Origin of the sequence: Nocardioides sp. (assembly GCF_030149505.1) — a bacterium.
Lineage (GTDB): Bacteria > Actinomycetota > Actinomycetes > Propionibacteriales > Nocardioidaceae > Nocardioides.
In genome coordinates this window covers 1-17,646 of sequence record NZ_JASBRN010000008.1, presented here as the reverse complement: position 1 = coordinate 17,646, position 17,646 = coordinate 1, and the positions used below count along the sequence as shown (strand labels likewise).

Here is a 17,646-nt window from a genome sequence, read left to right as displayed (position 1 = left end):
CGGCCCCAGGAACCAGCTGGTCGTCGCGCGCCGCTGGTGCATCCGTCCGGTCTCGGCGACGGCGAACACGCCGGTGCACGCCGCGGCGATCTGGGTGGTCGCGTCGTCGAGGCGCGCGAGTGAGGCGATGACCGAACGAGCGTCCCGGCTCTGGAGGGCGTCGTTGGTAGCGGCGGCCGTGAGGGTTCCGAGCGCAGGGACGACGACCACGTCGAACTCCCCGGACTCCGACAGCGGGTGGTCCACTGACAGGGCCATCGATGCTGTCGTCGTCACGCGCCGTTTCGGTCCGAGGATGGCGAGTTCGATCGGGTCGATCCGCGGGTCGACATCGCCGCGGGCTCCGTCGGCCACCCGCAGGATGTCGATGACGGACGCGACAGCCGAACCGAAGCAGCCGTCGATCGCGATCAGTCCGATACGCATGGCGCGAACAATAGCAATACTGCCGTATACGCCACTTCTCACATGCCCTTGCTCGTCATACGCTGAACTCGCTTCGCCAAGAAACCTCGACACCTAGGAGAACCCCTCATGTCCACGCCCGCATCACTTCCGTATGCCTTCGTCGCCAAGATCGTCGCGGCCGATGGACAGCACGACGCGCTCGCCGATCTGCTCGCCGGCGCTGTCGCACTCGCCAACGAGGAAGTGGGGACGATCGTCTGGTTCGCGGTCAGGACCCACGCCGACACCTTCTGGATCTTCGATGCATTCCCCGACGAGGCCGCTCGCGACGCACACGCCAACGGCGCCATCGTCGAGGCCCTGATGGCCAATCAGCACCTGCTCGGCGCAGCACCCGAGATCCTGCCTGCCGACGTCCTCGCGTCCAAGCTCCCGTAGTCCGCCGTCGCACGAGGCGGGTGCTTGGGGGGAGCCCGTCTGATGGCGGCTCGAGAGCCACACCCACTCGGCACGAGTAGGTCGTCGGATCGATTCCGACAGGCGGCTCCGACAAGCCCCTGACCTGCGGAGACGCAGGTCAGGGGCTTGGTGCGTCCGGGACGCAGTGCGACTGGAGTGTGTGCATCGCACCAGTCGCGTCAGCCGCTGTCCGGTCGGCGGCGTAGAAGAGGCCGAGGGCTGGACCACGCCCTGGCGACCACGACTGTGCACCCCGCGAGAGCCAGTTCGTCTCCAGGCGTCGGCTCGATCCCGACAGCGGTCTCCGACATGATGCCCCGACCCAGCGGCCTCGGAGGCTTGTGGTTGGCGGGAGAGACCCGAGCGCCGCAGCGAGTCAGCTCCGGCGTCCGGTCTCGTGCGCCCACATCGCGATCTCGACCCGGTTGCGCGCGCCGAGCTTGGTCATGAGGGAGGCGACGTGGGTCTTCACCGTGCTCAAGCCGAGGTAGAGCTCGGCGGCGATCTCGGCGTTGGTCCGGCCTCGCGCGACGAGGGCGAGCACCTCCTCCTCCCGCTCGGTGATCGGTTCGGTCGGCTGGGTGGGTGGGGCGGGTGCCTGGCCGGCGAAGGTCTCCAGCAGTCGACGCGTGATGTTGGGGGCGATCAGGGCGTCACCGGAGGCGGCGGCGTGCACCGCCTGCAGCAAGAGCTCCGGTCCGGCGTCCTTGAGCAGGAAGCCACGAGCACCGGCGCGCAGCGCGCCGAAGACGTACTCGTCGAGGTCGAAGGTGGTGATGACGACGACCGCCATCGGTGCGGTGACCTGCGGCCCGGCCAGGCGCCGCGTCACCTCCACGCCGTCGAGCCCGGGCATCCGGATGTCGACGAGGAGGACGTCGGGACGGAGCCGGCTCGCCACCTCCACGGCCTCGAGCCCGTCGGCCGCCTGCCCCACGACCTCGATGTCGGGTTGCGCGTCGAGGATCAGCACCAGTCCGGTCCGCACCAGGTCCTGGTCGTCGGCGACGACGACGCGGATGGTCATGACGGCCCCTCGATCCCGAGCACGGCGTCGACCACCCAGCCGCCCGTGGGATCGGGGCCCGCGGCGAAGGACCCGCCGAGCAGCTCGACCCGTTCGGCCATGCCCAGCAGCCCGAAGCCCGGCTGCGACGGCGAGCCGTGCTCGGTCCGGCCGTCGTCGCGGACCCGGAGCCTGACGGTCCCGCCCTCCCGGCGTACGTCGATCCCGACCCGGGTCGCGCCCCGCGCGTGCCGGAGCGCGTTGGTGAGGGACTCCTGGGCGATGCGGTAGAGCGCGGTCTCCACCTGCGGCGACAGCGGAGGCAGCGCGGGGTCGACGGCGACCTCGACCCGAGGTGTCGCACGGGTGCGCGCCAGGGCTGCGACGTCGGCGAGGCCGGGTTGCGGCGAGTACTCGACGCCGCCGTCGGTGCGCAGCACCCGCACCATCGACCGCATCTCGGCCAGGGTCCGCGAGGCCTCGGCCTCGATGACACCGAGCAGCTCACCCGCCTTGTCGGGTCGGCTGCCGGCGACCACGCCGCCCGCCTGTGCCAGCACGGCGATCGCGGAGACGTGGTGCGCGACGGTGTCGTGCAGCTCCCGGGCCAGCGCCACGCGTTCCTCGGTGCGGATCTCGTGCTGCCGGCGGCGCCAGAGGTCCGCGCGGGACCGGAAGACCGCTGCCAGCGCGCCGACCAGGAGGAGCAGGACGCTGCTGCCGAAGACGTCGCCGGGACCCGCGGTCGCGGCGTACAGCCCCAGCGCGACGACCGCCATCACGAACGCCGTCCCCGCGAGGATCTCCGGACCCGATCCCCAGCGCACGAGGGCGTAGAGCAGCACGAGGACCGCCAGCATGGACCGGAGGCCGAGGTCCCCGCCGTCCGTCGTCAGCTGCAGCACCGAGAGCAGCCCGGCGGCGCCCCACCCGGCGAGGGTCGCGGCCAGCGGCCGGGTCCGTCGCCAGAGCAGGGCCGGGACGATCGCCAGGGCGACCAGCGTCACGAACGGCCGCCACGTCACGTCGGGTCGCGCGAGGGCCTCCACCCCGACGGCGGCGACGTAGGCGCACACCAGCAGCCAGTCCGAGCGGCGCGTCCTCGGCGGGTCAGCGGACCGCGGCTCCCGCCAGAGGGCGCGCCAGACGGTGGTCACGACGACAGCCTAGGGACCCGCGCGGCCCGGCGGATGGGCCGAAAGGAGGAGCCAGGTCCAGCCTCGATGCCGAGGCAGGGGACGACCCGTGACGCGAGGCTCGACCCATGACCGACACCCTGGCCGACCAGCCCCTGCCCGTGCGAGCCAAGCTCGTCGCCGCGTGGACCAGCTTCATGTTCTTCTACGCGTACGTCGACATCCTCAACTTCTACAAACCCGGTGCCATCGCGGAGATCCTCGAGGGCCGCGTCCACGAGTTCGAGCTCTCGCAGACCTTCTCGGTCACGGCGCTGGGCATCCTGGCCGTCCCGATGTACATGATCGTGGCCTCGGCGGCCCTGCCCCCTGCGGCGAACAGGGTCACGAACCTGGTCGTCGCCTCCCTGCTGGTCCCCTTCACGATCTACAACATCTCGGGAGGGGAGTACCTGCTGTTCTACGGCCTCGGCATCGTGCTCGAGCTGGTGCTGCTCGCCCTCGTCGTGCGGTGGGCGTGGACGTGGCCCCGCACGACGACGGCGCCCGACGCCGCGCCACGAGCGGCGGGCGCGCTCCGCTGACCACCCCGGTCGACGCCACATGACCATCGTGCTGTCAGCGGCCGCGGTGAGCGTGGTCGTCGCGGCGTGGACGCCGGTCCGTCGTCACCCGGTCCTGCTGGCGGTTGGTGCGGCCGCGGTCGCCGTCGGTTGGCTGGTCCTGGCTGTCTCGGGACCGCGGTGGATGATCGTGCCGCTCGGCCTGGCCGTCGCCGGCACGGCGGCGACGGTGGCCCTGCGGGTGCGGAGCCCCTCCCGGGGCACGCGGACGAGGCCCGCCACCACGTGGTCGACGGTCTTGACCTCGCTCGCGACCGTCGTCGGCGCCGTCGTCGCGGGCGGCGCCGCCTGGGCGCTGCCGACCCTCGAGCTGCCGCCTCCGAGCGGCCCGTTCGGGGTCGGCACCTCCACCCTCCAGTGGGACACCGGTCGCCCCGAGCTGCTCACCGCGGACCCCGGGGACACCCGGGTGCTGGTGGCACAGCTGTGGTACCCGACGGAGGCCGAAGGCGTGGGCCGGCCCTACCTGGAGAGCCCGGCCGTCGCCGACGCCGTCGCTGCCCGGGTCGGTCTGCCCGGGTTTCTCCTGGACGGGGTGCACAGGGGCACGACCAACGCCGTCGCGGACGCTCCGCGCGCCACCGGTGCCTTCCCGCTGGTGCTCTTCTCGCCCGGCCTCGGTGGTGTCCGGACGCAGAACTCGGCGTGGGCGGAGGATCTCGCCAGCCACGGGTACGTCGTCGCCGCGATCGACCATCCCCACGAATCGGCCGCGGTCGTCCTCGAGGACGGCACCCTCGTGACCTCCACCGTGCGTGCGACGGGGGACGACGAGGCGGACCAGCGTGCCGCCGACGACCTGGCGAGCATGCGGGCCGACGACCTCGTCGCGACCCTCGACCGGCTCGAGGAGGACGGTGTGGACGTGCGCCGGGTGGCGACGGCCGGGCACTCGCTCGGGGGTGCCGCGGCCATCCTGGCCGCGTCGCGGGACCGCCGGGTGGACGCCGTCGTCAACCTCGACGGGCTGCCGCGCGGTGGTCGCCCCACCGTTCCCGTCCTCGCCGTCGTCGCAGGAGAGGGAACGGGCAGCGCCGCCAGCGACGAGCGGTACGACGAGGCGCTCTCCGAGACGCTCGGCGCCTGCGGGATCCGGGTCGTGGTCGAGGGCGCCCAGCACCTGAGCTTCACCGATGCGGCGCTGTTCCTGCCCCCACTGCCATCCCTCATCGGGAGCCGGGGGCGCACCGCCGGCATCGACGCGGCGGCCCGTGCGACTCGCCTGTTCCTCGAGAGCGCGCTGGGAGGTGGAGCGGCGCGCGGGACGGCGGCTCCGGGTCAGCCCGCGTCGCCCGCCTGCCGAGCGCGGTAGGCGGCGGCGTGGGTCCGGTCGGCGCACCCGGAGCCGCAGAAGTGGCGTGAACGGTTGCGCGTCAGGTCGACCAGCACGTGGTCGCACCCGCTCGCCCGGCAGACCTTGAGCCGGGCCAGGTCACCCGCGCGCAGCAGGTCTACGACCGCGACGGCGGCCTCCACGGCCATCCGCTGGTCCAGCGGGGCGTCGTCGGGAAGGGCGTGGACGTGCCACCCGTAGTCCCCGTGCCGGACGACGCGGGGCGAGGCGCCGGCGTGCTCGAAGACCGTGTTGACGTCGGCGGCGACGGTCTGCTCGTCGGCACTCCACCAGCGGCGTAGTCGAGGTCGCAGGTCCCGCACAGCCTGGAGCTCGCCCAGGGTCGTCGGTGGGGCGCCGCTCCACGACCAGGCCCGCACGAAGTCGAGCAGTGCCGCGAGGTCCGCCAGCCCCTCGCGGGTCCGCCCACCGCTCGCGCCCGGAGGGGTGGGGGCGGTGTTCACCAGCGCGGCCGCACCCTGCAGCGCCACGGCTGTGTCATGACCGAAAAGCATCTTGACTCCTGACGTGCGGGGTCCGTACCGTCAGGATCATCCGCCATTACGGTCCTGATGTCGATCTCGAGGAGCCCCCGATGCCGTCCCAGGTGCCCACCGCCCCCTTCCTCGACCTGGCAGACCCTGCGTTCGACACCACCTCCGCGCAGGTGCACGCGGCCCGCGAGGCCGACTGGCTGGCGCCGACGTCGTACGGCTTCGCGGTGCTGCGCTACGAGGAGGCCAACGAGCTGCTGACCGACCGCCGTTTCCGCCAGGGCAACGCCCGGTGGCCGGAGCAGAACGGCGTGACCGGCGGTCCGTTCCTCGAGTGGTGGCAGCGGGTGCTGCTGAGCCTGGACGGTGACGACCACGCGCGGCTGCGGCGCCTGCTGATGCCGGCGTTCAAGCGGCAGAGCATCCTGCGCATGCGACCGCAGTTCCAGCGGATCGCCGACGAGCTGGTCGCGGGGTTCGCCGACCGAGGCCGGGTCGAGCTCATCGCCGAGTTCGCCGAGCCGTACGCCGCCCGCATCCTCTGCCTGCTGCTGGGCCTGCCCGAGGGCGAGTGGCGGCAGGTGGCGCACTGGGCCGACGACCTGGGCCGCTCCTTCGGCATCGCCGTCGCCCGGGACCTCCCGTTGATCGAGGCGGCGCTGGAGGGCCTGACCGGCTACGTCGAGGCGGCGGTCGAGGACCGCCTCGCACACCCTCGCGAGGACCTCGTCTCCACTCTGGTGCAGGCCCACGCGGGGGACGGCCGGCTGACCCGCGACGAGCTGGTCGTCGGCCTGGTGTTCCTGGCCTTCGCCGGGATGGAGACGACGCGCAACCAGATCGGTCTGGCCGTCCAGACCCTGCTGCGCCACCCGGACCAGTGGCGGTTGCTCTCCGAGCGTCCTGACCTGGGCGAGGCGGCCGTCGAGGAGGTCATGCGGGTCAACCCGACGGTGACCTGGGTGACGCGCGAGGCGACCGAAGACCTGACGTTCCACGGTGTGCACTTCCCGGCGGGCGCGATCCTGCAGGTGCTCTCGCACGCCGCCGGCACCGACCCGCGGGCCATGCCCGATCCGGACGTCGACATCACCGCCGCCCGTGACCGGGCGCCGCACCTGGGCTTCGGCAAGGGCGTCCACCACTGCCTGGGCCACATGGTCGCGCGCGTCGACATGGCGGTGGCGCTCCCGACCCTGGCCCGTGCCATGCCGGATGCCGCGCCCGACGGCCCGGGGGAGTGGCTCCCGGTCTCCGGCAACACCGGCGCGTTGTCCTTCCCCCTGCGCTTCACCCCCGGGCCCTGACCGGGCCCGCGGGCAGCCCGGACGGCCAGTGCTACGGTCCGCCCATGACGACCCCCTCGGTGTGCGCGACGGCATGGCCCTCGCTCGTGCCGAGCGGCGCCGCCCTGTTGGCGATCCTCCTCAGCGAGGAAGCGCGGGGCGTGCGGGGCGTGGACGTCCTGCGGCGCAGCGTCGACCGCGCCCCGCCCGCGCGCTGACCGCGGCAGCGACTGCCGTCCTCGCCCCTCTCTCGCGATCCCCGTGAGCGGCGCCGCTGCGCCCTCGGCGTGGACCGCTCCCGCCCCGCGCCGTCGCGCGCCCCTGCTCGACCCAGGACGTGTCCCATGACGACCCACCCCCGCTCGCCCAGCACTCCCACACGACGTACGCCGCAGCGCGTCGCCGTGGTCGGCGGCGGCATCGTCGGCCTCAGCGTCGCCTGGCACCTCCAGCGGTACGACGTCGAGGTGGTCGTCCTTGAGCAGGGCCGGATCGGGGAGGGTGCGTCGTGGGGCAACGCCGGGTGGCTGACGCCGGCCCTCGCGCGACCCCTGCCCGACCCGCACGTGCTGCGGTTCGGTCTGCGGGCACTGCTCGACCCTGCGTCGCCGGTCTACCTGCCGCCGACGGCCGACCCGGCCACGTGGCGCTTCCTGCTCGGCTTCGCCCGGCACTGCACGGCTCCCGCCGCCCGGCGGGCCATGGCCGCGCTCGCGCCGCTCAACCGGCAGGCCATCGCCGCCTTCGACGAGCTCGCCGACGTGCACGCCGTGCCCCGCACCCGCGACGCGCAGCCCTTCCTGGCGTGCTTCGGCTCCACCCAGGAGGCCATGGCCCTGGTGCGGGAGCTGCAGGACCTCGAGGAGCACGGGCAGAGGCCGCACTTCGACTACCTGACCGGGCCCCAGGTGCACGCCGCCGAGCCGGCGCTGGGAGCGGGTGTCGCGGCGGCGGTCGCCCTGCGAGGGCAGCGCTACCTGCACCCACCCCTGTTCGTCGCCTCGCTGCGCGCGGCGGTGGAGGAGGCCGGCGGGGTCGTCCGCGAGGGCAGCACGGTCACCGGCGTACGCCGCGACGTGGCTGGCCTGCGAGTCGTCACGGCCACCGGCGAGGACCGGCACGTCGACGCCGTCGTCCTCTGCGGCGGCGCAGGTTCGGGCGACCTGCTCCGCGATCACGGGGTGCGCCAACCGGTGCAGGCGGGCCGTGGCTACTCCTTCAGCGTCACCGGCGCGGAGGTGCCGTCCGGACCGGTGTACTTCCCGGTCGAGCGGATCGCCTGCACCCCGCTCCACGACCCGTGGGTGACCGAGCGCGACGAGAAGTGGCGCCCGCTCCCCGTCACGCCGCGGCTGCGCATCGCCGGGATGATGGAGTTCCGTCCCCACGGCGCGCCGTTGGACCCCCGGCGGATCGAGGCGATCGTCGCCGCGGTGCGTCCCCTGCTGCCCCAGGTGGACCTCGACGACCGGCAGGACGAGTGGGTCGGCTCCCGGCCGTGCACCACCGACGGGCTGCCGCTGATCGGTCCCACGCGCACCCCCGGGGTCCACGTCGCCACCGGGCACGGCATGTGGGGAGTCGTCCACGGACCGCTCACCGGGCGGCTGCTGGCCGAGCAGGTCGTGACCGGCCGCGCGTCGCCCCTGCTGCGTCCCTTCCGGCCGACCCGATGACCCTCGAGGACGTCTCGACGGCAGCCCGCCGAGCCCTGGGTGCTGGAGGAGCTGGGCGAGGCCTGACTCAGCCCGCGAACGGGTCGACGACCGACAGTCCTGCGGCGAGGAACGGCCGGGTGTCCCGGGTGGCAATGGCGAAGTCGTGACGGCGGGCGACCGCGGCGATGAGCGCGTCCGCGAGGGCGATCGACTCACCACGCCGCCGAGCGGTGCTCCGGACCTCGGCGTACGCCGATGCCGACGGTACGTCGAAGTCGAGGATGCGACCCGCGAGGAGCGGCAGCACCTGCTCCTCGAGCGCGGACGCCAGGGTCGTGCGTCGAGCTCCCGCAGGGAGGTTGGCGATGCCGTAGCGGAGCTCGGCCAGGGTGATGGTCGTGACGTGCAGCGTCTCGGGCACCTGCGCGTCCAGCCACGTAATCACGCGCGGGTCCGGACGCGGTCGCAGCGGCTCGGAGAGGACGTTGGTGTCCAGGACGATCACGACAGGTCGAGGGGCTCGGGCGCCGGCTCGAGATCGCGGTCCAGCTCGAGGCCGCCGACCGCGGCTCCGATGGCGGCCAGCGCCGAGCCGAGGCGGACCCGGTCGGGGGAGTCGACGGCTGCCGTGAGGATGGCGCGCACCTCCGCCTCGGTGCTGCGCCCGTGGGCCGCGGCGCGTGCCTTGAGGGCACGGTGGGTCTCGTCGGGCAGGTTGCGGACAGTGATGGCGGCCATCGGTCCTCCAGGTGATATCAATGCTGGCTCGATGATAGCGCTTCGCGCCCGGTCACGGCGCGACGCCTGCGACCCCCGCGACCAGGGCAGCGACCCGCGCCACCGCCGGCGAGGGGTCCGGCCGGTGCGCCAGGGCGAGCGGAACGGTCACGGGGTCCCCCGTGAGCGGGACGTAGGCGACGCCGTCGAGCCGGAGCGCCCGCACCGAGGCCGGCACCAGGCCGACGCCGAGGCCCGCCGCGACGAAGACCACCAGCGTGCCCGTCTCGCCCACCTCCAGGACCGCGGGGTCGAAGCCCGCCGTCCGGCACGCCTCCAGCACCCGCGGCTGCAGGGTCGAGCGCGCCCCCGACGGGTGGGTCACCAGCGTCTCGCCGGCCAGGTCGGCGAGGGCGACGGACGCCCCGCCGGCTGCCGGGTGGGCGGCGGGCAGCACCGCCACCAGGGGTTCGCGCCGCAGCTCGTGCACCACCAGGTCGTCCGGGAGCACCGAGCCCGGACGCAGCACGGCCAGGTCGAGGTCACCGGAGCGCAGGGCGTCGACCAGCTCGGGTCCGAGCAGCTCCCCGCGCAGCTCGAGCTCGAGGTCGGGCAGCTCCTCGCGCACGCGACGCGCGACCCGCGGCAGCACGTCGTACGTCGCCGTGCCGACGAACCCGAGCCGCACCCGTCCCGCGCGGCCGGCCACGAGCAGCGCCAGGTCCGCCTCGGCGCGGTCGGCCGCGGCGAGCACCTCCTGGGCCCGCTCGAGCAGCAACCGTCCTGCCTCGGTCAGGTCGACGCGTCGCGTGGAGCGGTCGAGCAGTCGCGCACCGACCTCGCGCTCGAGCGCCTTCAGCTGCTGCGACAGCGCGGGCTGGGCGACGTGCAGGCGCGCGGCCGCGCGCCCGAAGTGCCGCTCCTCCGCGAGCACGACGAAGGAGCGCAGCAGCCGGATCTCCACGCATTCATGATGCCCCAGCCTTATCAATGACGTGTGAATGAGTATTGGAGACGATCGAGCGACCGGCCTAGCGTGACGACATGGCCTCCTCCTTCCTCTACGCCGGCGCCCGCACGCCCTTCGGCCGCTTCGGCGGCGCCCTCGCCGGTGTCCGGCCCGACGACCTCGCGGCGACCGCGCTGTCCGGCGTGCTGGGCAAGGCTCCCGACCTCGACCCTGCCCGGGTCGACGACGTCGTGTGGGGCTGCGCCAACCAGGCCGGCGAGGACAACCGCAACGTCGGCCGGATGGCCGTGCTGCTCGCGGGCCTGCCGACCTCCGTGCCCGCCACCACCGTCAACCGGCTCTGCGGCTCCTCCCTGGACGCCGCCATGCAGGCCTCGCGCACGATCGAGACCGGCGACGCCGAGGTCGTGGTCGCGGGTGGTGTGGAGTCGATGACCCGCGCACCGTGGGTGCTGCCCAAGCCCGACCGCGCCTTTCCGGCCGGCAACACCACGGCGGTCTCCACGACGCTGGGCTGGCGGCTGGTCAACGACCGGATGCCGGCGGAGTGGACCGTCTCCCTCGGCGAGGCCAACGAGCAGCTCGCCCAGCGCTTCTCGATCTCCCGGGAGCGGCAGGACGAGTTCGCCGCGCGGTCCCACGTGCTCGCCGCGCAGGCCTGGGCCGACGGCTTCTACGACGACCTCGTCGTCCCGGTGCTCGGCGCGGAGCTGGCCCGCGACGAGTCCATCCGCGACGGCTCCACGCCCGACAAGCTGGCCGGTCTGAAGCCGTCGTTCCGCCCTGCCGACCAGGGCGGCACCATCACCGCCGGCAACGCCAGCCCGCTCAACGACGGCGCCGCCGCGGTGCTCCTGGGCTCCGAGTCCGCGGCCGCACTCCTCGGTCGCGACCCCGTGGCCCGCATCGCCGGTCGCGGCGCGCACGCCCTGGACCCGCAGGACTTCGGGTACGCCCCGGTCGAAGCCGCCAACGCTGCCCTCGCCCGCGCCGGCATCGGGTGGTCCGACGTCGCCGCGGTCGAGCTCAACGAGGCCTTCGCCGTGCAGTCGCTGGCCTGCGTCGACGCCTGGGGCGTCGACCACGCGATCGTCAACGCCCGCGGCGGTGCGATCGCGATCGGCCACCCGCTGGGGGCCTCCGGGGCCCGGGTGCTGGCCACCCTCGCCCAGCGGCTCGCCGACTCCGGCGAGCGGTGGGGCGTGGCCGCCATCTGCATCGGTGTCGGGCAAGGTCTGGCCGTGGTGCTGGAGAACGTCACCAGCGGGGTCCGTTCGTGAGCGCGCGCGTGCTGACGTCGTACGACGACGCGGTGGCCGGCACCGCCGACGGCTCGACCGTGATGGTCGGTGGCTTCGGCATGGCCGGCATGCCGGTCGAGCTCATCGACGCGCTGATCCGCCAGGGGGCGAAGGACCTCACGATCGTGTCCAACAACGCCGGCAACGGCGACACCGGCCTGGCCGCGCTCCTGGCCGCGGGCCGGGTGCGCAAGGTGGTGTGCTCCTTCCCGCGGCAGGTCGACTCGTGGGTCTTCGACGGGCTCTACCGCGCCGGGGAGATCGAGCTGGAGGTCGTGCCGCAGGGCAACCTCGCCGAGCGGATGCGCGCCGCGGGCGCCGGCATCGGGGCGTTCTACTCCCCGACGGGCGTCGGCACCCCGCTGGCCGAGGGCAAGGAGGTCCGCGAGATCGACGGGCGCACCTACGTCCTGGAGATGCCGATCCGGGCCGACCTCGCGCTGGTCAAGGCCCACGTCGCCGACCGGCTCGGGAACCTCGTCTACCGCCGGACCGCCCGCAACTTCGGGCCGGTCATGTGCACCGCCGCCACCACCGTGGCGGTGCAGGTCGACCGCGTGGTCGAGGTCGGGGAGCTGGACCCGGAGAGCATCGTGACCCCGGCGATCTTCGTCGACCGCATCGTGCCGGCCGACCTGGTGGCAGAGGAGGAGGTCGCATGAGCCGCGACAAGCACCAGATCGCCGCGGCCATCGCCCACGACATCGCCACGGCCCACCCCGATGGCGCCTTCGTGAACCTCGGCATCGGCCAGCCGACGCTGGTCGCCGACCACCTGCCCGAGGGCTCCGGGGTCGTGCTGCACACCGAGAACGGCATGCTCAACATGGGCCCCGCGGCCGCCGAGGACCAGGTCAACCCGGACCTCACCAACGCCGGCAAGATCCCGGTCACCGAGCTGCCCGGCTGCTCCTACTTCGACTCCGCGGCGTCCTTCGCCATGATGCGCGGCGGCCACCTCGACGTCTGTGTCCTGGGGGCCTTCCAGGTCTCGCAGACCGGCGACCTGGCCAACTGGCACAACGGCGCCCCGGACGCGATCCCGGCGGTCGGCGGGGCGATGGACCTCGCCATCGGGGCCCGCTCGGTCTGGGTGATGATGACGCTGCTCGACAAGCAGGGGCGGCCCAAGATCGTCCCGGAGTGCACCTACCCGTTGACCGGGGTGGGCTGCATCGAGCGGGTCTACACCGACCTCGGCACCTTCGAGATCGTGCCCGACGGGGTCGTGGCCCGCGACCTGGCGGGCACGACGCACGACGAGCTGGCGTCGCTGCTCGCGCCGGTGCGGCTGCTGCGTCCCTGAGGCCCAGCGGTCAGGCCGACGGCACCTGCGTCTTGCGGGGACCGACGCGCCACTCGCCGTCTGCGGTGGTGACGACCAGCGAGCGGCGTACGCCGAGGGCACCCTGCTCGCGCTGCAACCGGCCCTGGCCGCGCAGGTAGCGGTCGACGAACCGCGCGAGCCGGGCGGCGTCGCGGGCCAGGAGGTCGGTGTCCTCGTAGTCGCCCTCGAGCGTCACGGTGCGGGCGGGGCGCGAGAGCCGCGCCTCGAGCTTGGTGCGGGAGGCGGTGAGCTCGGCGGAGCGGCCGCCGCGGCCGGCGACGCGGTAGGCGACGGAGCCGCCGCCGGGGGACGGGAGCCGGGTCGTCTCGCCGGTGTGGCCCAGGTGCTGGGCGAGCGCGGTCTCGACGGTGGGCCTGCAGTCGGTCTCGAAGGTCACGACCGGAGCATGGCAGAGCGCCGGTGACCACGCAGGAGGACCCGGCCGGTCTCGCACGTCGAGCGCGGAGCCGAGGGCACACCGCGCGGGCTGAGGAGTGCTCGATCGCGCGGTTCGGGGCACCTGTGGCCCATGTCCACGACCCAGCAGACGCGACCGTCGCCGCACGTCGACGCCGACCGCCCCTCCGACCGCCCCTCCGAGCGCCCCTCCGAGCGCACCGCCCCTGACCGGAGCCGTCCCGGGGACCTCACGGCCGAGCAGGTCGAGCAGATCGGCCGTGAGCTGGACGCCATCCGCGACGGCGTCCTCGCTGCTCGCGGGGAGGTCGACGCGGCGTACATCCGGCGGGTCATCGTGGTGCAGCGCAGCCTGGAGATCGGCGGAAGGCTGGTCCTGCTGGCCGGGAGCCGGCGCCGGTGGGCGTGGGTCGTGGGGACCACCGCGCTGGCGACCGCGAAGGTCCTGGACAACATGGAGATCGGGCACAACGTCCTGCACGGGCAGTGGGACTGGATGCGCGACCCGAAGATCCACTCCTCGACCTGGGACTGGGACCACGCCTCGCCACCGGAGCAGTGGAAGCGTGCGCACAACGAGGTGCACCACCGGTTCACCAACATCCTCGGCCAGGACAACGACCTCGGCTACGGCATCCTGCGCGTCGACGAGGCGCAGGAGTGGCGGCCGCGCCACCTCGTGCAGCCGTTCTGGAACGCCGTCACCGCGTGCGTCTTCGAGTACGGCATCGCGATGTACGACCTCGAGCTCGGCGCCCACCTCAGGGCCGGCAAGAGGCTGCCGCCGGAGAAGCGCGACGAGGTCCTCGCGCTGCTGCACAAGCTGCGCAAGCAGGTCACCAAGGACTTCGTCGTCCACCCCCTGCTCAGCGGCCGCGGCTGGCGCGCGACGCTGGCCGCGAACGCCAGCGCCGTCCTGGTCCGCAACGTCTGGTCGCACTCGGTGATCATGTGCGGCCACTTCCCCGAGGGCGTGGAGGTCTTCGAGCAGCCCGAGCTCGACGAGGCCGAGACCCGCGGCGACTGGTACGTCCGGCAGATGCTCGGCTCGGCCAACATCACCGGACCCACGCTCCTGCACGTGCTGACCGGGCACCTCAGCCACCAGATCGAGCACCACTGCTTCCCGGACCTCCCCAGCCGGCGCTACCCCGAGATCGCACCGCAGCTGCGCGCGGTCTTCGACCGCTACGGCCTCACCTACAACGCCCGGCCGCTGCTGCAGCAGGTGGCCAGCGCCTGGCGGAAGGTGGTGCGCCTCTCGCTGCCGTGAGGCCCCCCACGGCCGGCGGAGGCGACCGTGCTGGGGATGCCCCGTGCGTCGCTCGTTGGAACGGGAAGAGTGCGTCGCGGTCCAGAGACGAGCGACGTGCGCAGGTTCTTGCGAAAACGTTCTGGATGACCCGCCGGCAGCCGGGTCGCCGCGCACTCCCTCGCGCCGCCCTTGCCGGCAGTCCCCGCCGACCTGTCAGCCGCGGACTCCCATCCGCACCTGGCCGGCCGGGGACACGCGGCGGGCTGGTCGACGTGCCGGGGGGCGTCGTCGACCAGCCCGCTCCTCCTCAGCAGGTGGTCGGTCGGCGTTCACCTGCCTGCTGCCCCGCGGACCGAGCCTGGGACCGTGAAGATCGCGGTCGTGGGCCTGGGGTACGTCGGGATGTCCAACGCCGTGGTGCTCGCCCGGCACCACCAGGTCTGGGCCGTCGACGTCGACCCGGCGCGGGTCGAGGCGGTCACCGCCCGGCGCTCGCCCGTCGAGGACGCCGACCTCGACGAGCACCTCGCGCACGCGGAACTGGACCTGCAGGCGACCACCGACCTGGCGGCCTCGGTCGCGGGAGCGGCGTACGTCGTCGTGGCCACGCCCACCGACTACGACCCCGAGGCCCACCACTTCGACACCACGTCGGTGGAGTCGGTGATCCGCGAGGCGCGCGAGGTGAACCCGACCGCTGTCGTCGTGATCAAGTCGACCGTCCCAGTGGGGTTCACGGCCCGGATGCGCGCCGAGCACCTCGGTGCGCACATCGTCTTCTGCCCCGAGTTCCTCCGCGAGGGCCGGGCGCTGCACGACAACCTGCACCCCTCGCGGATCGTCGTGGGCGACCGCGGCGAGGACGGCAAGCGCTTCGCCGACCTCATGGTCGAGGGGGCGGTCGACAAGACGGTCCCGGTGCTGCTGACCGACTCCGCCGAGGCCGAGGCGATCAAGCTCTTCTCCAACACCTACCTCGCGCTGCGGGTCGCCTACTTCAACGAGCTCGACTCCTACGCCGCCCGCCACGGCCTCTCCACCGCCCAGATCATCGAGGGCGTGGCTCTGGACCCCCGGATCGGCTCGCACTACAACAACCCGAGCTTCGGGTACGGCGGCTACTGCCTGCCCAAGGACACCCGCCAGCTCCAGGCCAACTACTGCGACGTCCCGCAGAACCTGATCAGCGCGATCGTCGCCGCCAACACCACGCGCAAAGACTTCATCGCCGAGGACGTCCTGCGGCGACGACCCTCGACGGTCGGGGTGTACCGGCTCGTCATGAAGCAGGGCTCCGACAACTACCGCATGTCCTCGGTGCAGGGGGTCATGAAGCGGCTGCGCGCTCGCGGCGTGGAGGTGCTCGTGCACGAGCCGACGCTGGAGGCCGACACCTTCTTCGGCGCCGAGGTCGTGCGGGACCTCGAGGAGCTGAAGGCCCGCTGCGACGTCATCGTCGCCAACCGTCGGGCCGAGGAGCTCGAGGACGTGGAGGACAAGGTCTACACCCGCGACCTGTACGGCCGGGACTGACCTGGCGGGCTGGGCTACTCGTCGCACCCTCGGATGCCGCGGCTCATGCGGAGCGAGTGCGCGGCGACGCTGCCGTCGTCGGACTGGGCGTACGGGACCCGGTCGCGGACGACGAACCCCCGAGCGAGGTAGAAGGGGATGCCCAGCTCGTTCCCCTCGGTGACCGAGACCCACTGCTGCGATGCGCCCTCGGACCTCTGCTGCTCGGTGAGGAAGTCCAGCAGCGCCGTGCCGATTCCGCGGCCGCGCAGCCCGGGGTCGAGGTAGAGCACATGGACGTTGCCGGTCGACCGGCCGGTGACTCCGCCTCCCGCCGCGCCCAGGACCGCGCCCTCGCCGCTGGCTGCGACGACGTACCCCTGCCACTCGGCGGTGTCCCCCGCAGTGTCGATCTCCTCCCGCACACGCGCAGGGTCGTAGTACAGGTTGGCCTGTCGCTCGATGACCCCCGGTGGGAGCAGGCCCTGAGACGACGCGGCGAAACCCGCGCGGCACACGGCGCAGATGGCGCCTTCTTCTCCAGGCCGCGCCAGTCGCACCTCGTACGCCGGCGCCGTGGGGGTTCCCCTCACCTGCCAGAGCATAGGAGGGGTGGGGGTGCACTGGGGCGCGCTGGTAGTCCGGCCGCCGGCGTGGTGGTCGGGCTGTGAGCGAGGGTCAGGCGGTGGTGCTCAGAGTGGGGTGGTGCCGTCGGGGTGCCTGCAGAGGGCCGCGAGGTTGTTGTCAAGTCACTCATGTGACCCCCTGTGTCAGGTAGTCAGAGTGTGCCGCAAAGGGCAGCGATCTACGCCCGAATCAGCAGCGACCAGGACGGGGCCAGCGCAGGAGTTCGCCGCCAGGTCGAGGACTGCCGCCGCAAGGCCGAGTCCCTGGGATGGACGGTGGCCGGGGAGTACGTCGACAACGACCTGTCGGCCTACTCCGGCAAGCCCCGACCCGAGTACCAGCGGATGCTGGCCGACGTCGCTGACGGCCTGATCGATGGGGTACTGGTCTACAACCTCGACCGGCTGACCCGCCGTCCGGCCGAGCTCGAGGCGTTCGCGGACGCGATGACCGCTGCGGGGGTGCGGCATGTGAAGTTCGTGACCGGCGACCTGGACATGGGCACCGACGACGGCCTGATCATGGGCGCGTTCGCGGCCAAGGAGTCAGCGAACATCGGCAGGCGGGTGCGACGGAAGATGGACGAGGTCGCCGCCGGAGGTCGCCCCCACGGGGGGTCGACCAGGCCCTACGGCTACGCCAGCGACTTCGTCACCGTGGTCCCCGAAGAGGCCGAGGTCATCGGGCAGATCGTGGCCAGGTTCCTGGCCGGGGAGTTCAGCCGGTCGATCGCGACCTGGCTCAACGACCAGGGGGTGCGGACGGTGCGGGGGAAGCCGTGGGTGACCTCGACCTTGAAGGGCATCCTCACGAATCCGCGCTATGCCGGACTGAGGGCCCATCGTGGCGAGGTCGTCGGTCCCGCGCTGTGGGAGCCGATCATCAGCGAGGAGGACCACCGGCGGATCCTGGCGACCTATGCAGAGAAGAAGTTAACCGGCTCTTCACAGTTGAGGGTGTAGCGGACGACGCGGCCGGGGTCGGCGCGTCGGTGCCGGGATAGAGGTCGAGGTCTTTCGAAGATGGCGGTTCCTACGCCAGCCACCCGAAAGACCTCGACGTGCACGACGCTACCCGTGCGGGCGCCTTCGCCTGCGCTGATCTGACGACCTTCTGC

General features: G+C 72.9%; 20 protein-coding genes and 1 pseudogene. 12 read left to right on the top strand and 9 right to left on the bottom strand.

Annotation, left to right across the window (positions count from 1 at the left end; translation table 11 throughout):
* Positions 1–426: pseudogene (locus Q1V71_RS01365) on the bottom strand (AraC family transcriptional regulator); the annotation flags it as partial.
* 108 nt (positions 427–534) lie between these two features.
* On the opposite strand from Q1V71_RS01365, the gene Q1V71_RS01360 reads away from it, so the two are divergent.
* A complete protein-coding gene (locus Q1V71_RS01360; RefSeq protein ID WP_300639682.1) occupies positions 535–846 on the top strand; it encodes an antibiotic biosynthesis monooxygenase in 312 nt (103 codons plus the stop codon).
* A 397-nt stretch (positions 847–1,243) separates the two neighbouring features.
* Here the strand turns inward: Q1V71_RS01360 and Q1V71_RS01355 are convergent, their stop codons facing one another.
* Entirely contained in the window at positions 1,244–1,894 is a 651-nt protein-coding gene (locus Q1V71_RS01355; protein WP_300639679.1) for a response regulator transcription factor, read from the bottom strand.
* Positions 1,891–3,030 carry a sensor histidine kinase gene (locus Q1V71_RS01350; RefSeq protein WP_300639676.1) on the bottom strand — a complete coding sequence of 380 codons (1,140 nt, stop codon included), beginning with the start codon at positions 3,028–3,030 and terminating at the stop codon, positions 1,891–1,893. Before Q1V71_RS01350 ends, Q1V71_RS01355 begins: the two co-directional genes overlap by 4 nt.
* Positions 3,031–3,137: 107 nt before the next feature.
* Between Q1V71_RS01350 and Q1V71_RS01345 the strand changes: the two genes are divergently transcribed.
* Both Q1V71_RS01345 and Q1V71_RS01340 read left to right on the top strand, forming a co-directional pair.
* Entirely contained in the window at positions 3,138–3,593 is a 456-nt protein-coding gene (locus tag Q1V71_RS01345) for a DUF6326 family protein (RefSeq protein WP_300639673.1), read from the top strand.
* A 19-nt stretch (positions 3,594–3,612) separates the two neighbouring features.
* Positions 3,613–4,944: a dienelactone hydrolase family protein gene (locus Q1V71_RS01340; protein ID WP_300639670.1), complete on the top strand. Its 1,332-nt coding sequence runs from the start codon at positions 3,613–3,615 to the stop codon at positions 4,942–4,944.
* On the opposite strand, the gene Q1V71_RS01335 is transcribed toward Q1V71_RS01340, so the two are convergent.
* Positions 4,911–5,480: a CGNR zinc finger domain-containing protein gene (locus tag Q1V71_RS01335; RefSeq protein ID WP_300639667.1), complete on the bottom strand. Its 570-nt coding sequence runs from the start codon at positions 5,478–5,480 to the stop codon at positions 4,911–4,913. The genes Q1V71_RS01340 and Q1V71_RS01335 overlap by 34 nt on opposite strands.
* A gap of 80 nt (positions 5,481–5,560) precedes the next feature.
* On the opposite strand from Q1V71_RS01335, the gene Q1V71_RS01330 reads away from it, so the two are divergent.
* From Q1V71_RS01330 to Q1V71_RS01320, 3 genes are all read left to right on the top strand, one after another.
* The gene (locus Q1V71_RS01330; RefSeq protein ID WP_300639664.1) at positions 5,561–6,766 is read left to right on the top strand and encodes a cytochrome P450; all 1,206 of its coding nucleotides are present in this window, start codon (positions 5,561–5,563) and stop codon (positions 6,764–6,766) included.
* A 44-nt stretch (positions 6,767–6,810) separates the two neighbouring features.
* Positions 6,811–6,963: a hypothetical protein gene (locus Q1V71_RS01325; protein WP_300639661.1), complete on the top strand. Its 153-nt coding sequence runs from the start codon at positions 6,811–6,813 to the stop codon at positions 6,961–6,963.
* A gap of 126 nt (positions 6,964–7,089) precedes the next feature.
* Entirely contained in the window at positions 7,090–8,421 is a 1,332-nt protein-coding gene (locus tag Q1V71_RS01320) for an FAD-binding oxidoreductase (RefSeq protein WP_300639659.1), read from the top strand.
* 67 nt (positions 8,422–8,488) lie between these two features.
* Here the strand turns inward: Q1V71_RS01320 and Q1V71_RS01315 are convergent, their stop codons facing one another.
* Genes Q1V71_RS01315 through Q1V71_RS01305 form a run of 3 tightly spaced genes read right to left on the bottom strand, consistent with a single transcriptional unit; the run spans position 8,489 to position 10,084 of the window.
* On the bottom strand, positions 8,489–8,908 hold the full coding sequence (locus tag Q1V71_RS01315; RefSeq protein ID WP_300639656.1) for a type II toxin-antitoxin system VapC family toxin: 420 nt from the start codon (positions 8,906–8,908) through the stop codon (positions 8,489–8,491).
* On the bottom strand, positions 8,905–9,141 hold the full coding sequence (locus tag Q1V71_RS01310) for an antitoxin (RefSeq protein WP_300639653.1): 237 nt from the start codon (positions 9,139–9,141) through the stop codon (positions 8,905–8,907). The genes Q1V71_RS01315 and Q1V71_RS01310 overlap by 4 nt, the downstream gene beginning before the upstream one ends.
* Before the next feature lie 52 nt (positions 9,142–9,193).
* Complete coding sequence (locus tag Q1V71_RS01305) at positions 9,194–10,084, bottom strand: LysR substrate-binding domain-containing protein (protein ID WP_300639650.1); 891 nt, start codon at positions 10,082–10,084, stop codon at positions 9,194–9,196.
* Between the two features lie 80 nt (positions 10,085–10,164).
* On the opposite strand from Q1V71_RS01305, the gene Q1V71_RS01300 reads away from it, so the two are divergent.
* From Q1V71_RS01300 to Q1V71_RS01290, 3 genes are read left to right on the top strand one after another with little or no spacing between them, the layout of a single operon-like run.
* Positions 10,165–11,370 carry a thiolase family protein gene (locus Q1V71_RS01300; protein ID WP_300639647.1) on the top strand — a complete coding sequence of 402 codons (1,206 nt, stop codon included), beginning with the start codon at positions 10,165–10,167 and terminating at the stop codon, positions 11,368–11,370.
* Positions 11,367–12,053, top strand: coding sequence for a 3-oxoacid CoA-transferase subunit A (locus tag Q1V71_RS01295; protein WP_300639643.1), 687 nt, complete (start codon positions 11,367–11,369; stop codon positions 12,051–12,053). Before Q1V71_RS01300 ends, Q1V71_RS01295 begins: the two co-directional genes overlap by 4 nt.
* Complete coding sequence (locus Q1V71_RS01290) at positions 12,050–12,697, top strand: 3-oxoacid CoA-transferase subunit B (protein ID WP_300639640.1); 648 nt, start codon at positions 12,050–12,052, stop codon at positions 12,695–12,697. Before Q1V71_RS01295 ends, Q1V71_RS01290 begins: the two co-directional genes overlap by 4 nt.
* Before the next feature lie 10 nt (positions 12,698–12,707).
* Here the strand turns inward: Q1V71_RS01290 and Q1V71_RS01285 are convergent, their stop codons facing one another.
* Complete coding sequence (locus Q1V71_RS01285; RefSeq protein WP_300639638.1) at positions 12,708–13,115, bottom strand: hypothetical protein; 408 nt, start codon at positions 13,113–13,115, stop codon at positions 12,708–12,710.
* Between the two features lie 132 nt (positions 13,116–13,247).
* On the opposite strand from Q1V71_RS01285, the gene Q1V71_RS01280 reads away from it, so the two are divergent.
* Both Q1V71_RS01280 and Q1V71_RS01275 read left to right on the top strand, forming a co-directional pair.
* On the top strand, positions 13,248–14,408 hold the full coding sequence (locus tag Q1V71_RS01280) for an acyl-CoA desaturase (RefSeq protein WP_300639635.1): 1,161 nt from the start codon (positions 13,248–13,250) through the stop codon (positions 14,406–14,408).
* Positions 14,409–14,756: 348 nt separating this feature from the next.
* Positions 14,757–15,923, top strand: a complete 1,167-nt coding sequence (locus tag Q1V71_RS01275) for a nucleotide sugar dehydrogenase (RefSeq protein ID WP_300639632.1) — start codon at positions 14,757–14,759, stop codon at positions 15,921–15,923.
* Positions 15,924–15,937: 14 nt separating this feature from the next.
* On the opposite strand, the gene Q1V71_RS01270 is transcribed toward Q1V71_RS01275, so the two are convergent.
* Positions 15,938–16,495, bottom strand: coding sequence for a GNAT family N-acetyltransferase (locus Q1V71_RS01270; RefSeq protein WP_300639629.1), 558 nt, complete (start codon positions 16,493–16,495; stop codon positions 15,938–15,940).
* Between the two features lie 192 nt (positions 16,496–16,687).
* Between Q1V71_RS01270 and Q1V71_RS01265 the strand changes: the two genes are divergently transcribed.
* Positions 16,688–17,491 (top strand): recombinase family protein, encoded by an 804-nt coding sequence (locus Q1V71_RS01265; RefSeq protein ID WP_300639626.1) that lies wholly within the window; start codon positions 16,688–16,690, stop codon positions 17,489–17,491.
* The last annotated feature ends 155 nt before the right edge of the window (positions 17,492–17,646 follow it).

Coding starts and splice junctions, on each gene's coding strand:
- Q1V71_RS01360 (WP_300639682.1), top strand. CDS start 535: ATGTCCACGCCCGCATCACTTCCGTATGCCTTCGTCGCCAAGATCGTC.
- Q1V71_RS01355 (WP_300639679.1), bottom strand. CDS start 1,894: ATGACCATCCGCGTCGTCGTCGCCGACGACCAGGACCTGGTGCGGACC.
- Q1V71_RS01345 (WP_300639673.1), top strand. CDS start 3,138: ATGACCGACACCCTGGCCGACCAGCCCCTGCCCGTGCGAGCCAAGCTC.
- Q1V71_RS01340 (WP_300639670.1), top strand. CDS start 3,613: ATGACCATCGTGCTGTCAGCGGCCGCGGTGAGCGTGGTCGTCGCGGCG.
- Q1V71_RS01335 (WP_300639667.1), bottom strand. CDS start 5,480: ATGCTTTTCGGTCATGACACAGCCGTGGCGCTGCAGGGTGCGGCCGCG.
- Q1V71_RS01330 (WP_300639664.1), top strand. CDS start 5,561: ATGCCGTCCCAGGTGCCCACCGCCCCCTTCCTCGACCTGGCAGACCCT.
- Q1V71_RS01325 (WP_300639661.1), top strand. CDS start 6,811: ATGACGACCCCCTCGGTGTGCGCGACGGCATGGCCCTCGCTCGTGCCG.
- Q1V71_RS01320 (WP_300639659.1), top strand. CDS start 7,090: ATGACGACCCACCCCCGCTCGCCCAGCACTCCCACACGACGTACGCCG.
- Q1V71_RS01310 (WP_300639653.1), bottom strand. CDS start 9,141: ATGGCCGCCATCACTGTCCGCAACCTGCCCGACGAGACCCACCGTGCC.
- Q1V71_RS01300 (WP_300639647.1), top strand. CDS start 10,165: ATGGCCTCCTCCTTCCTCTACGCCGGCGCCCGCACGCCCTTCGGCCGC.
- Q1V71_RS01290 (WP_300639640.1), top strand. CDS start 12,050: ATGAGCCGCGACAAGCACCAGATCGCCGCGGCCATCGCCCACGACATC.
- Q1V71_RS01280 (WP_300639635.1), top strand. CDS start 13,248: ATGTCCACGACCCAGCAGACGCGACCGTCGCCGCACGTCGACGCCGAC.